The organism is Chitinophaga sp. CF118 (assembly GCF_900112615.1).
Lineage (GTDB): Bacteria > Bacteroidota > Bacteroidia > Chitinophagales > Chitinophagaceae > Chitinophaga.
In genome coordinates this window covers 451,119-465,377 of sequence record NZ_FOMK01000002.1, presented here as the reverse complement: position 1 = coordinate 465,377, position 14,259 = coordinate 451,119, and the positions used below count along the sequence as shown (strand labels likewise).

16 protein-coding genes are annotated in these 14,259 nt (G+C 37.1%); 14 read left to right on the top strand and 2 right to left on the bottom strand.

The annotated features are described in order from the left end of the window. The first annotated feature begins 151 nt into the window (after positions 1 to 151). From BM176_RS10200 to BM176_RS32725, 9 genes are all read left to right on the top strand, one after another. Entirely contained in the window at positions 152 to 808 is a 657-nt protein-coding gene (locus BM176_RS10200) for a hypothetical protein (protein ID WP_090102460.1), read from the top strand. A 232-nt stretch (positions 809 to 1,040) separates the two neighbouring features. Continuing rightward, entirely contained in the window at positions 1,041 to 1,685 is a 645-nt protein-coding gene (locus BM176_RS10195; protein ID WP_090102458.1) for a hypothetical protein, read from the top strand. A 345-nt stretch (positions 1,686 to 2,030) separates the two neighbouring features. Next, the gene (locus tag BM176_RS10190) at positions 2,031 to 2,675 is read left to right on the top strand and encodes a hypothetical protein (RefSeq protein WP_090102456.1); all 645 of its coding nucleotides are present in this window, start codon (positions 2,031 to 2,033) and stop codon (positions 2,673 to 2,675) included. 203 nt (positions 2,676 to 2,878) lie between these two features. Next, positions 2,879 to 3,337 (top strand): hypothetical protein, encoded by a 459-nt coding sequence (locus BM176_RS10185; protein WP_090102454.1) that lies wholly within the window; start codon positions 2,879 to 2,881, stop codon positions 3,335 to 3,337. Positions 3,338 to 3,425: 88 nt separating this feature from the next. Beyond that, the gene (locus BM176_RS10180; RefSeq protein WP_090102452.1) at positions 3,426 to 3,884 is read left to right on the top strand and encodes a hypothetical protein; all 459 of its coding nucleotides are present in this window, start codon (positions 3,426 to 3,428) and stop codon (positions 3,882 to 3,884) included. Positions 3,885 to 3,917: 33 nt separating this feature from the next. Continuing rightward, positions 3,918 to 4,373: a hypothetical protein gene (locus tag BM176_RS10175; RefSeq protein ID WP_090102451.1), complete on the top strand. Its 456-nt coding sequence runs from the start codon at positions 3,918 to 3,920 to the stop codon at positions 4,371 to 4,373. A gap of 14 nt (positions 4,374 to 4,387) precedes the next feature. Beyond that, on the top strand, positions 4,388 to 4,840 hold the full coding sequence (locus BM176_RS10170) for a hypothetical protein (protein WP_090102449.1): 453 nt from the start codon (positions 4,388 to 4,390) through the stop codon (positions 4,838 to 4,840). Between the two features lie 63 nt (positions 4,841 to 4,903). Then, positions 4,904 to 5,245, top strand: a complete 342-nt coding sequence (locus tag BM176_RS32730; RefSeq protein WP_218162177.1) for a hypothetical protein — start codon at positions 4,904 to 4,906, stop codon at positions 5,243 to 5,245. Continuing rightward, positions 5,224 to 5,724 carry a tetratricopeptide repeat protein gene (locus BM176_RS32725; RefSeq protein ID WP_218162176.1) on the top strand — a complete coding sequence of 167 codons (501 nt, stop codon included), beginning with the start codon at positions 5,224 to 5,226 and terminating at the stop codon, positions 5,722 to 5,724. Before BM176_RS32730 ends, BM176_RS32725 begins: the two co-directional genes overlap by 22 nt. Positions 5,725 to 5,843: 119 nt before the next feature. Here the strand turns inward: BM176_RS32725 and BM176_RS10160 are convergent, their stop codons facing one another. Further along, a complete protein-coding gene (locus BM176_RS10160) occupies positions 5,844 to 7,127 on the bottom strand; it encodes a DUF5018 domain-containing protein (protein WP_090102447.1) in 1,284 nt (427 codons plus the stop codon). A 301-nt stretch (positions 7,128 to 7,428) separates the two neighbouring features. Between BM176_RS10160 and BM176_RS10155 the strand changes: the two genes are divergently transcribed. From BM176_RS10155 to BM176_RS10135, 5 genes are all read left to right on the top strand, one after another. After that, positions 7,429 to 8,793: an AAA family ATPase gene (locus BM176_RS10155; RefSeq protein WP_090102445.1), complete on the top strand. Its 1,365-nt coding sequence runs from the start codon at positions 7,429 to 7,431 to the stop codon at positions 8,791 to 8,793. A 6-nt stretch (positions 8,794 to 8,799) separates the two neighbouring features. Next, positions 8,800 to 9,459, top strand: a complete 660-nt coding sequence (locus tag BM176_RS10150) for an RloB family protein (protein ID WP_090102443.1) — start codon at positions 8,800 to 8,802, stop codon at positions 9,457 to 9,459. Positions 9,460 to 10,089: 630 nt separating this feature from the next. Continuing rightward, entirely contained in the window at positions 10,090 to 10,386 is a 297-nt protein-coding gene (locus BM176_RS10145; protein WP_090102441.1) for a hypothetical protein, read from the top strand. Positions 10,387 to 10,676: 290 nt separating this feature from the next. Continuing rightward, the gene (locus BM176_RS10140; RefSeq protein WP_090102439.1) at positions 10,677 to 11,360 is read left to right on the top strand and encodes a hypothetical protein; all 684 of its coding nucleotides are present in this window, start codon (positions 10,677 to 10,679) and stop codon (positions 11,358 to 11,360) included. Positions 11,361 to 11,480: 120 nt separating this feature from the next. Further along, positions 11,481 to 13,097 (top strand): glycoside hydrolase family 43 protein, encoded by a 1,617-nt coding sequence (locus BM176_RS10135; RefSeq protein ID WP_090102437.1) that lies wholly within the window; start codon positions 11,481 to 11,483, stop codon positions 13,095 to 13,097. Positions 13,098 to 13,149: 52 nt separating this feature from the next. Here BM176_RS10135 and BM176_RS10130 read toward each other — a convergent pair whose 3' ends face one another. Further along, on the bottom strand, positions 13,150 to 14,175 hold the full coding sequence (locus tag BM176_RS10130) for a hypothetical protein (RefSeq protein WP_090102435.1): 1,026 nt from the start codon (positions 14,173 to 14,175) through the stop codon (positions 13,150 to 13,152). Positions 14,176 to 14,259 lie beyond the last annotated feature (84 nt).

Genomic DNA, 14,259 nt, shown 5'->3' with positions numbered 1-14,259 from the left:
AAGTGGTTATCGTGTAATTGATTTGACTTATGGTATTGTTAGACAAATCTATATATCATAGTAACTGAATCGTTAAAATTGACGATGTTAGGCAGATTACAAGAGATCCTTGACTTAATGGAGGGACTTCAATATATAAACTTTTAAGTGTATGATTAGTGATCGCGGCTGCTGGCTGTTTGATGGAATATATTATGGGAGCTATAATGAAAGCTATCCAGAAATTATGAAAAGTCTCAGGATCTTAATGGAAAATCTTATTTCATCTAAGATTTTACTTCCTAAAGCATTGTATGGTAATATTTCGTTACAATACGATACAGTAGATGAATTACTGGATCAGATTGAAGCAAGTGGCTATCTGGAAAATGCTTTTGAATTTGCTATTTGGGGAGATACAATTATATATACTCCCAATGGAGAAGAAGTACATCAAGACATCATACGTATCGAGCGTTTCAGAACATCAGGGCAAGATTTTGGTTACGTTGTGCGGACCGATCATTGGTTGCCGATGATGATGGATAGGGAAACTATGGATTTTACCTGGAACCTGGAGCAATATCAATTGAATTATTATAGGATACCTGCATTGCTTAGCAAGTTAAATGAGGAGCTTGGCTGGAAAAATGAAGAGTTATTATTTAAGGAAGAATGGTATTTAACTGTTCAGGCAGGATACGATTTCTATTTGGAAGAATCTGTCATCATCAGAGAGTATGAAGCAAATCCCAATCCAGCCTTTGATCTGGAAGCATATCTGGCAGCTATAAAAAATGCCAGAGAGAAGTACACCCGAAAAAGATAGTATATAACACCGCCACTTGAAGACCAGATCTGGTGGTGGCGGTAATTATTTACAATTTATAAGAACATTTTTTATCCATGCCTATCGCTTTATACTCTCATAATAGGGATAGCAAAAAACGTGGAGGCTGCAAACACTGACATGATTGCATTTATGCCCACAAGGATTTATTGAGAAGTACCTTTGACATCCCAATAGCATTCATCAGTTTGACAATTTAAATTTCAAGCATATGAGTAAAGATCGCGGCTCCTGGATGTTTGACGGGGTAAGTTTTGAGAAATATCCTGCAATCAGGAAAAGTCTCAAAATCTTAATGGAAAATCTTATTTCATCTAAGATTTTATTTCCTAAAGCATTGAATCCTAATATTCCATTAAAATATGATACAATAGACGAATTATTGGATCAGATTGAAGCGACTGGCTATCTGGGGAAAGCAGCAGAAATTGGTTTTTTAGGAGATACAGTCATATATACTCCTAATGGAGAAGAAGTACTTAAGGACATCATACGTATCGAGGGGTTCGTTACATCAGAGCAAAATTTTCTTTTTATTGTACAGACTGATCATTGGTTGCCAATGATGATGGATAATGATACTTACGAATTTACATGGAACCTAGAGCTATATCAATTGAATTATCATAGGATCCCTGCTTTACTTGAAAAGTTACATGAGGAGCTGGGCTGGAAAGATAAAGAGTTATTATTTTTGGATGAAGACTTTATAACACTTGAGGCCGGCTACGATTTCTTTATAAAAGAATCTATCATTATCAGAGAGTATGAGGAAAAACCTAATCCAGCTTTTGACCTGGACGCATATCTGGCAGCAATAAAAAACGCCAGAGAGAAGTACACCCAGAAAAGTTAGTATATAACACCGCCACTGGAAAACCAGATCTAGTGGCGGTTATTAAAGACATCCCGGTTCCTAACTTGAAATTGTGAAGGAAGAAGGGTTGGATCCCATAATCAGGTATTTATAGGATGAATTGTCAAAAAAATTACCCTTATTAAAAATATAACAACAATAAAGTTGCAGGAGCCGTATGAACCTTTTCAGATGTATTAGGTTAGTTTAAACATAATCTTTAAGATAATGCGAGTCTCGGAACCAACTAATGTATTAATTGATGAATTTCATTTAATATTTTCGGATGGTACAAAAGTTAAGGTGATTTGGGAGGATGAAGACGTTTAATTTATAAATTTTCATATGAGTAAAGATCGCGCAAGCTGGATGTTTGATGGGGTAAGTTATGAGCACCATTCTTCAATCAGGAAAAGTCTCTGGATCTTAATGGAAAATCTTATTTCATCTAAGATTTTATTTCCTAAAAAAATGAGTGGTAATATTCCATTAGAATATGATACTGTGGATGAATTATTGGATCAGATTGAAGCGTCTGGCTATCTGGAAAAAGCATCATCAATTGATTTTTCAGGAGATACTGTTATATATACTTCCAATGGAGAGGAAGTATATCAGAACATCATATGTATTGAGAGTTTTCTGAAATCAGAGCAAAATTTTATTATTACGGTAAAGACTGATCATTGGTTGCCAATGATGCTGGATCTCGAAACTTATGATTTTACCTGGAACCTAGACCGCTATCAACTGAATTATCTTAGAATAGCTGCTTTGCTTAAAAAGTTGCATGAAGAGTTGGGCTGGAAAAATAAAGAGTTATTATTGAAGGAGAGCAATTTTACAACCACTCAGGCAGGCTATGATTTCTTCCTTGAAGAATCTATCATTATCAGGGAGTATGACGCAGATCCTAATCCAGCCTTCGACCTGAACGCATATCTGGAAGCTATAAAAAGATCCGGAGAGCAATCCCCCTCCGATATTTAATATTATAACACCGCCACTGGAAGAGCAATACAATGGCGGTTATTAAAGACATCCCGGTTCCTAATTTGAAATTAAAAATTAAAACTCCTTATTTATACTATTGATAATGAGTATGAAACATTTATCATTCATTCTATTACTCAAGGAGAAGTTGGCATTATATATATAAGGTTGTAAAGCATGTAATAAAATTGCTGGCAGTTATGAATAAATATCAAATCATTTTAGATGAAGATAAAATGAATAGACTTAATAAGCCTTTGTCCATGAGATATGCCAATGGAGAAAAGATCGACTTTAATAATGAAGGCATAGGTTATATCGTAGCGAGAAGAACTGACGAAATTCCTATTCTTCTTAAAAATATACTGGAGGACGGAGAGGGATATGCTTCTGAATATTCTGGCTTTACTATGGGGCCAATGACAGAGGGAGATATTATCTGGCTTGATCAAGGACTGGTAAGGGTTTTTGTCATGGATACACATACAATTATAACATACAAGGAATTTTATGAACTATCACTTCAGATAGCGGAAAAAGCTTTGGAGGCCATGACTATTTTTGAATTAAAAGAGAAAGGTAAAGTAGATGATAAGTGGGAGGAAGACATAAGAAAATACATTCCATTACTCAAAGAGCAGTTGGCATTGTTTCAATAAGCAAATAGTTTATACTGAATAAGTATATTATCAATTTTAAAGTGGATAAGACGAACGAAATGGACAAGTCATTTCTGATTTAAAGGTTATGAATAAATATCAGATTATTTTAGATGAAGAAAGATTGAACAGGCTTGAGAATCCATTCTTCATGAGATATGCCAATGGAGAAGAGATTGATTTTGATAGTGAAGGTATAGGCTTTATGCTTTCGAGAAGAATTCAAGAAGTTCCCGGATTTCTAAAAAATGCATTGGAGGAAAGAGGTGAGACTGCTGAATATTGCGGTATTATTATGGGGCCAATGACAGATGGAGATGATCTTATCTGGCTTGATGAAGGCCTTGTAGATGTTTACGTAATGGATACACGTACAATTATAACATACAAGGAATTTTATGAGCTATCGCTTCAGATTGCGGAAAAAGCTTTGGAGGCAATGACTGTTTTCCAATTGAAGGGAAAAGGGAAAGTAGACGACAAGTGGGAGGATGACATAAGAAAATACATTCCATTGCTCAAGGAGAAGTTGGCATTATATATATAACCTGTAAAGCAGGTAATAAAATTGCAGGTAGTTATGAATAAATATCAAATCGTTTTAGATGAAGAAAGATTGAACAGGCTTAATAAGCCATTGTTCATGAGATATGCCAATGGAGAAGAGATCGACTTTAATAGTGAAGGCATAGGTTATATTGTTGCGGGAACAACTCACGAAATACCCGTTCTGCTCAAAAATATATTGGAACGGGGAGGCCAAAATTCTGAATATTGCGGTATTGATATAGGGCCAATGATAGACGCAGACATTATCTGGATTGATGAAGGACTGGTAAGGATTTATGTAATGGATACGGGAACAGTTATAACATACAAGGAATTTTATGAACTATCTCTTCAGATTGCGGAAAAAGCTTTGGAGGCAATGACTGTTTTCCAATTGAAGGAAAAAGGGAAAGTAGACGACAAGTGGGAGGATGACATAAGAAAATGTATTCCATTACTCAAGGAGAAGTTGGCATTATATCAATAAGTAAATAATTTATAATGAATAAGTATATTATCTATTTTAAAGAGGATGTGACGAATGAAATGGACAAGCCATTTCTGATCAATTATGTAAATGAGGATATAGATTTTATCTGGGAGGGGATTGGTTATGTTGCCGATCAGAGAATTCAGGATATTCCTTCTTTTTTATTAGCCGTGATAAATAAGGGAGAACATCATATTGGTTCCGATGGTTTTGTTTTTGGTCCCGTAATAGAAAATGATATAGTATGGCTTGACAAAGGAGTAGTGAAAATTTATCAGGGCAAGAAGAAGAAAACAATTTTATCGTATAAGCAGTTTTATGAATTATCCCTCCAACTGGGAGAGAAAGCGCTTGAAGCTGCGGACCTTTTTAAATTCAAGGAAAAGGGAACTGTGGATGATAAATGGGAGCAGGAAATAATAAGCGCTATACTTGAATTGAAAGAATTGTTAAAATCAAAATAATGTTTATAAGAGAAGGAAAGGCATCTGCGAACACAAGTGAGTAATTCATATTACAAAAGACCAATGAAACTAATAACAAGTATTTCCTGTCTGACATTTCTAATTTTATGCTCTTGCCATACTGGTACTAACAAAACTAACTCTGAAAAACAAGACATAATTTTCAAAGACAGTTCAGGTCATTCTTTGACCAGGAATGACCTTGCAAATGTTACAGGGCAAATAAACTATGAAATTGTGAGTAATCAAACTATTGACCCAACAGCTAAGGGTTTACACAATGAAGCAATAGAATTGGGACAAGCTGGCAAATATGATTTATCTATTGCCAAACTGGAGAAGCTATTAAAATTCAGCCATCCTGGGCATACCCTACTTATGATTTGGCTTATACTTATTTACTGAAAGGTGATTTTGACAACGCATTGAAATTTTACAAAAAGACAGATGAATTAGCTCCCAAAGGTTTTTTCACAGCAAAGACCGCTTTATACTCATTGGAAGGAGAACAATCAGGGAAATTCCCTAAGGGTTTGTATGCGGCTTATATGCAAATTGAGTGGACAAATGACGAAAATAAAAAACTTGAAATTGCAAGAATGATAACTGAAAAAGTTCCAAACTTTGCACCAGCCTGGAAAGAACTTGCAATCTTATCAAACGATAAAAAAGAAAGGTTACAAGCAATTGAACAAGGTCTTTCAAAGCAACCTGATGCTGACACGAAAGGAATCTTAATAATAAACAAGGCAGTTATATTAAATGAAGATGGAAAGAAAGAAGAAGCAAAACAGCTTCTTGGAAATCTCATATTTTCACCTGATGTGACTACCGGAAATATTGAATTAGCAAAATTCACTCTAAAATCAATTGCTGAAAAATAGTGGAACAATGAGCCTTCAGCCACTACTACCAGCAATAACAAGGAAAAAGCCGCCAGAAATGTAGCCAGTGAATTAGTGGGCATTTCAGGCGGCTTTTAAGGCGTAGCTACTATAAAAATTTAGTTCTCTGGAGGCATTCCATAAAAAATAAACCGGGTCACTTCTTCTTCCCCGTTTTCCAACTTTACTTTCAAACGATAGGTGCCCTTAGCTAAAGGATTACCATCCGCTAAACCCAGGTAATCATGATAGATGCCCCAATCATCTTTGTCGCGACTTTTCTGTATTTTCATTGGCGTGGTTGCCAATGTTAGGGTATCCATGGCCCATACCTGGCTGATCCTTGCATTACTTCTATAATCCAGCGGTTGCAACGAATTGAAATTTGAAAAACCAATGGCCCCGTAATAAACCCCCATATTTTTCATGATGACCTTGTTCCTGATCACCCTAACGGTATAATTTCTTTCAGCTCCAGTTTCAGAAGTGATTTTGTACACCACATCTTTACTATAGTCTGCCAGCATATTAAATGTTGGTGTAGCAGTCGCATTTTTTGACATTACAGCTTTAAAGGGCTTCTGCAAATAAAGGTCATCCGATTCGAGTGCATAGAATAAAGCATATCCGTCGTTTTTAAGATTTCCATAAAAATCCTGAGGGATAAACCTGGTTAAAATTAAGTAGGAACCTAGCGCATATGGCTCTAAATATTTCCCGTACTCCAGTCCATGAACCGGAAGGAACAGGGAATCCAGTCTATTCTCTTTATTCCGCACTTTTACTTCATACTCGCGGGTACTCCCGTTTTCCGCTTTGACAATATAATGTACAGGATTGGTAAAGTCCACTGTATCTTTTGGACCAGGTATGGAGGTAGCACCATAAGGCAGCCGAATATCTGTCTTCATTGTTATAGCATCCCCAAACACAGACATATCCACAATAATCTGATTTTTGATAGAATCTATAGTCACCTTCTCAAGAGGATCTCCACCTTGCATTCCATATAGCTTAAAAGATATAATGTTGTTCTGATCATTCATTCCGGTTTTACCAATAACGGTATAATTTACGGTAGACTTATCTTCCGCTTTCACCGTAAAAGTCACTGTTTTAGTAAGGTCAAGCGTCAACTTAATTCCTGGCGATATTGTAGCTCTGTCCGAGATAGTCATAGTTGCAGGAACTGCAGAAAGAGAATAATATGTAGGCAGGCTGATATTGATGGTATGAGTTGTCTCATCTATTACACCATTAATTGAATCAACTTTAAAGGTTAATATCTTTTTTTCACTGCTGGCTGCGTTATCACTCCCATTATTATCTTTTTTACAGGCGGCAATGGACATTACGAACAATACAGGAATAATACATTTTCTTGAAAATGCTGATAATTTCATAGTACTAGTATAGGCTGATTTAATTTACAATTCTTGTTGCAAATATATTATATATTTTAATATTAAGTTGGGCTAAGGTTTAACACATCCATGGCCGTTATATATGTTTTTATTTCTTACAGTACAACAATCAGTTATAACTTTCCCAGATCCACAACTTAAAAGATTAGCAGGATTTTCGATATACAGGGGCCAAATTCCCGCAAACAGGCGATCATTGAAGAAATAAAGAGCCTTTTATGCATATTTGCTTAAATATGGTGATTTTTTCACTAAATTTACTCAGTAAATACAATGTTATATGCTTATTCGTTTTTCAATAGAGAATTTCCTGTCATTTGCTGACAGAACAGAAATTTCGATGATTCCGGGTAAATCACGTGTTAAAAGTCATCATATTATACCTGCGGAGAAAAGCCGGGATATACCAATATTAAAAACAGCGATCATTTACGGAGCTAATGCTTCCGGTAAATCTAATCTTGCAAAGGCATTAGACTTTACCAGGAAATTCGTTTTATTGGGAACAAGAACAGAAAATGAAAAAATTGGATATAGAAATTTCAGGCTGGACAAATCTTTCGTAGATCGTCCTTCCAGAATAGAACTGGAAATAAAGCACCAGAATAAAAATTATGCTTATGGCTTTGAGTTTAATAATACTGAAATTCTTGAAGAATGGCTTTTTGAAGTAAATAAAGACGCTGACAAATCCATTTTTGAAAGAAAGTCAGAGCTTGGCAAAAGCATTTATGATTTCTCAGGAATTAAATTTAAGAATAAAGAGGAAAAACAGTTTTTGAAATTTACCGGAGACGGAACCCGAAAAAACCAACTTTTTATAACGGAATGTAAAGTTAGGAATGTAAGGAATAATGTTACAGATTTAGATGATATCTTCAATGTTTTGGATTGGTTTCAAAATACCTTAAGAATTATTTTCCCTAATACTAAACACAAGCGGGGTATAGAGTTTGAGTTGCGAGACAACCAGAATATATATGAGATTTTCAATGAATTTCTTGAATATTTTAACACAGGTATTAAAGGTGTAGACCTGGAAGAAGTTTCTATTGAAGACATTCCTGATTTGAATGATTTCAAGGACGTTTTATTTGATGAGTCTGAGGCGAAGCAGGTTTTTGTTAGTGATACGTATCGTAATATAACTTATTCCATTAGTCGTGATGCAAATGGAGAATTGAAATTATCGAAAATGATGACAAAACATGCTGTGAAGAACAGCGATGTTGATGAGTTATTTGAGGTTAATGAAGAATCTGATGGAACTCAGCGCATCCTGGATTTTATCCCCGTCATAATGGATCTGTTTAAAGGAGATAACGTATTTGTAATTGATGAAATAGACCGGAGCCTCCATCCAAATTTAACATACGACATGATAGATCTCTTTTTGTCGAAGTCAAAAGGGATTAATAGTCAAATTATTATTACCACTCACGAATCAAGTTTACTTTCTCAAAAACTGATTAGAAAAGATGAAGTTTGGTTTGTGGTAAAAGATCAATTTGGAGCATCTTCTTTTTATTCTCTGGAAGAGTTCAAAATTCGCTTTGACAAAGAAATAAGAAAAGATTACCTTCTTGGCCGTTTCAAAGCTGTTCCCGTTTTCGGAAGCCGGAATCACTTAACAGTAATAAACTGATGATTTATGGCCGGGAGGGTAAGACGAGAATTCACTCGCAAGGGTTTTAATAGAGATACTCAAAAACTATTTGTTATCGCTGCCGAAGGTACCGAAACAGAAATTAAATATTTTGAGGAGTTTAAGTCCCCCCAATGGTATCATAATAAAGCAGTTTTTATAGAACCCCTACGTCGAATTGACAATTCAAGCTCCCCTTCAAGGGTTTTAAGACAATTAAAAGAATTTAAAAAAGAATACAGGCTTAAAGACGGAGATGAATTGTGGATGATAATTGACAGAGATAAGCAGTCCTGGAAAATATCTGAAATATCTGATGTAGCTCAGAAATGTCAACAGGCAAAGTTTGGTTTTGCAATGAGTAATCCCGCTTTTGAGTTTTGGCTTCTTCTCCATATTACAGCACTTACAGACTACAGCGAAGATACTAAACGAGAATTCCTGGATAATCGGAAAACCGGTGATCGAACTAGGGTCGAAATGGAATTGTTACATTTACTAGGTAGTTTCAATAAATCTAATATTAATACAAATCATTTTCTGCCGCACTTAAATCTAGCTATTCAAAGAGCAGAAGAACAAGATAATAATGCCGGTGAGCGTTGGCCTAATCAATTGGGTTCACACGTTTATAAACTTATAAGAAAGCTCCTTGAACAGAATTGACAAGGAGATTGCCTGTATAATTTGAGCTTAGCAGTAAACAGCTGCTGCAAACCAACATCTTCCCCCTGAATAAAAAGGATATTACTGCTAATTTGGAGCATAATCCATCGTCTGATTTTTTAGCTATTCCTGGCCAGGTTGTTAAAAAAAAGGCTTTTTTTAACAATCTACCCCAACACATTTTATAGCAAAATTGTAACTTTAGAAGAGTTGCTATATTAACCTTGAATTCCTCTTTTTTTCGCAGTGCCTTTAGGGTAAGTTGATAGCAAGTTAATAGTGAGTCTATAGTTAGAACACACGTTGAACACACCTTGAACACACGTTGGACGCCCTTAGTTCGCATAAATGTGTTCAAAGGGTGCCGAAGGTCTGTTCAACGTGTGTTCCAATTATAGACTGTCGTATACTATTCCAACCACACTACAAGAATTTTAAAGAAAAAAGATATCCATAAAATGAATTGGTTTTATAAAATCCGTATCTTCAAATCAGATGCTACTCCAGTATTAAATATATTGTTTGACCCTTTAATTTTAAATTATATGACATTCAGTTAAATCCTTACTATAGCTAGAATACGCGGCATTTGAATGATTTACTTTTAACTATTTTATAACATCAATTTATATGAAAGGACCCATAGCAGCACCAGATGGTTTTAACGTATTTGAAGACATATTCCTTTGGGATGAATACGGTGAGATTAAAGAAGAGGTGATGAATGCGATATATATGAAACCTTTTTTTTCCTATCTGGTTCTTGCAGATAACTTTTTTTGTTCGGTATATTGGAACGATAATATTGGTTATTGGTGTGGTGAATTATGGGGCGACGAAGGATATTTGAATACTTATATCTGTGATTCACCGGAAGAAATAAAAGACGAAATTCTTGAAGACTACGGTGACAGAATTGAGGAGTAGGTATATGTGGCTATACTGATCTTACGTTCATCTTACGTTAAAAGACGTAGGATGAACGTAAGATCAGTATAGGATCGTAAAAGCTTCTCTTGTCATGTGAAATACCTGGCAGAAAAGTGAAGAAATCATAAAAGGGTGATAACTATAGGTTTACTCTCTCATCTGTAGTGTTTTAATACTAAGTGAATGTTTGTATTACTATTTATGTATATTTGTATTATCTAATGTGATATTCAAAGTTGCATATCCTTTTAAATACCGGAAGGATTGTAGCATAGATAGCTTATACTATGGATAAAAGAGCGATAGATTATCTGAAAAAGTACTCCGAAGACTTACAGATTCTTTCTATTAACGACCTGCCTGATCCTGCTGCAGTATTGCCTGCTTCCTGGTTACAGGTATTATCAGCCCGGGAAGAGGAGAGAGCCGATATGATGCTGAAACTATGGCAACCCTTTCATCAGGAACTGGAAAACGTTCTGGTATGCCTGAAAGAGAACCTTATCAGTGTAGACCTTACTTATCATGGCAGTGGTTATTCGTTGATGTATGGTATTAAAAGCGGTGACCATATCCGCTATTACGAAGGCCGAAATCCACTCTCAAAGAATATTCCCGACCGTATCAGCAAATATTGGGATAACCTGCCGGAAGGATTATCTGCTTTTTATGAGCAACTCCACAATGGTTGGTTTTATTTCGCTTCTGAATCTATGGGATTATCGCCGGTAGAAAGATGGAGTTTTCTTGGAGATGATCAGTGGAATATAGTAGAAGAACTGGGTACACTCGATTTTTCCCTGAATGATATGCTCACCGTATATGGAAATGGTATGGGCGACTATGTTTCTCTTGATGTTCAGAAACCAGATGGCGAAAGTATATTATGGTGGCATAATAAAGCTCCCGGAAGAAGCATAGACTTCTGGACCGCAGTCGATACCTGGACGCACCTTGGGTTAATTAATTAAACACTAAACGATATTGTAAAAAAGCCTATGTCATACATAAGTATGGGATAGGCTTTTATTTTATTTATACTATATTGGTGTCAGAATAACACGTATAGAAAACATTGAATTCCACTAATAATGTATATCGCTAAATATATTTACAGCCTCTTTGTTTTGTTGCTGATTTCCCTGCCACAGAAGGCCCAGCAAAAGAGTAAAGCCTGGGTATCTGACCTTGGCAACGGATATTATAAAAATCCTGTACTAAACGCTGATTATTCGGATCCTGATGTTTGTCATGCGGGAAATGATTACTACCTGATTTCCTCCAGCTTTAACGAGGCTCCGGGACTACCTGTTCTTCAATCAAAAGACCTGGTAAACTGGCAGATTATCGGTCATGCGATACAGCGGCAATTTCCTTTGGAACATTTTGATAAACCTCAACATGGTAATGGTTGCTGGGCACCTGCTATCCGCTATCATAAGGACTCATTTTATATCTATTTTCCCGATCCGGATTTCGGGATCTATATGATTAAAGCAAAGAATGCAGCAGGCCCATGGTCTGATCCGGTGATGGTGAAGGCTGGCAAAGGATTGATCGATCCTTGCCCTTTATGGGATGATGATGGCAAGGTATACCTTGTGCATGCCTGGGCTGGCAGCAGGGCAGGTATCAAAAGCATCCTCACACTTAACCGAATGAATGCGGCTGGTACTCAGGTGACTGATGAAGGAGTGCTGATATTTGACGGACATCCATCTCAACCTACCCTTGAGGGGCCTAAGTTGTACAAACGGAACGGTTACTATTACATTTTTGCTCCTGCGGGAGGAGTAAGCACCGGATGGCAGCTTGTATTGCGCTCAAAGAATATTTATGGTCCTTATGAAGAGAAAATAGTCATGGATCAGGGCAATACACCTATAAACGGCCCTCATCAGGGGGCATGGGTGGAAACACCTTCGGGAGCACATTGGTTCCTGCATTTTCAGGATAAAGGGGCCTACGGACGGGTAGTCCATCTTCAGCCTATGCAATGGATTAATAACTGGCCGGTGATTGGTGTTGATAAAGATGGAGATGGGAAGGGAGAACCAGTGCTTACATATAAAAAACCAGTTGCTGGCAGCCCTGTTATTACTCCTTCAGAATCGGATGAGTTTAATGCGAATACTTTAGGAGTACAATGGCAATGGCAGGCAAATCCGAAATCTACCTGGATGATGAGTTTCCCCAATAGGGGGGCGTTACGCCTGTTCTCAGCACAATTGCCAGAGGATTTCCATAATTATTGGGATGTACCAAACCTCTTGCTGCAAAAGTTCCCTGCAGATACATTTACCGTTACTACAAAATGCAGCTTTAACCCAAACCCTAAACTGGAAGAAGAACGAACTGGGTTGATCATTATGGGCGCCAGTTATGCATCTATATCAATTATTAAAAAAGGCACTGCCTTACAAGTAGTATCTGCTGTTTGCAAAGAGGCGGATAAAGGTACAGCTGAAGTGCAGAACATTCTGGCTACACTCCCCGATAGTACCTGCTGGTTCCGTGTGAAAGTAAAAGAAGGGGCAGTTTGCCATTTTAGCTACAGCGTCAATGGTGTTGACTTTATTCCCGCAGGTGAACCCTTCATTGCACAACCCGGACGCTGGGTTGGTGCAAAAGTAGGTATCTTCTGTACCCGCCCCACAAAGATCAATGATTCCGGCTTCGCAGATTACGACTGGTTCCGGGTGGAATAAATGTAGTGGTATAATGCCTTCTATATCGATGAATATAGAAGGCATTATTGTTTTATTTCTTCTTTAATGCATCCAGTTCTTTGCGCTGTTCTGCTATAAGCTCCTGTTGTAATGTCAGTTGCTTTTTAAGTTCTATCATATATAGGGTCAGTTCCTCTATCTTCTGCATCTGTTTCTGTTGCATTTCTCCTACATCTAATCCGTTCTCTGTAATTTCTTTCTCAGAAGGAATACCGGGTAAATGTTTGTAGGTTTTTACATGTGAGGCTACTTCTTCCAGAGACGGTAGGTGATAAGCAGAATCGAACACGAAATCAGCCCAGGTTTGGGTAACCTTCAGTTTCATAGCACCAATCGTTCCTTTTACAGCCAGTTTATACTCCCCGGGAGTGGTGGTTCCAATCGCGACGCTTCCTCCATTGAAATAAGAATCGCCGACAGCATTAACACTTACCTTAACAGTATTGCTGGTGGGATTATATAAAAAGAGACCACCGGTAGATGTAATAATGGCTCTTGTCTGTGAATTATTTCTGTTGGAAAATACGTAACCACCATCTGTAAACAAAGCCATGTTATCTTCATTTGAAAAAAGAGCGCCGTTCGGTAGGTATACATAATTACTTCTTACGGAAATATTTCCATTTACATCCAACGCCTGTTCGGGTGTGGCGGTATTGATTCCGTTAAAACCTCCCTGCAACATGAAAAAACCATTGGCACCGGCATTATTGGCAGTGCTCTGAAGAGCAAATGTGTTGCTGTTCTTCAAATATCCCATGCCTACAATACAGGAACCGGCCCGGATGAAAGAAAGATGAAATGCATTATCCGGCTGGTTGGCAACACGGGTTATCTGTATACCTTTCCCATATGGGAATGAATCATACCAGTCTCCGAAGTGGCTCACTGCACTAAATCTTGAAAGACCACTAACAAGTAAAGGAAATGTTGGATCAACTGACGTTACGCCAGGACCGATTGCTATAGGATTGGGAAACAGCGTCTGATCTTGTGCATTTGTTGGATGGATCTTAAAAAAACACAGAACAATGAAAGGGAATACGAACTTCTTCATCAATATAGGAGGTTTTAACCTCAAATATATAAAGAAGAGATCGCATATTTTATTATAATCCGCACTTTCCGGGAACGTTTGCGT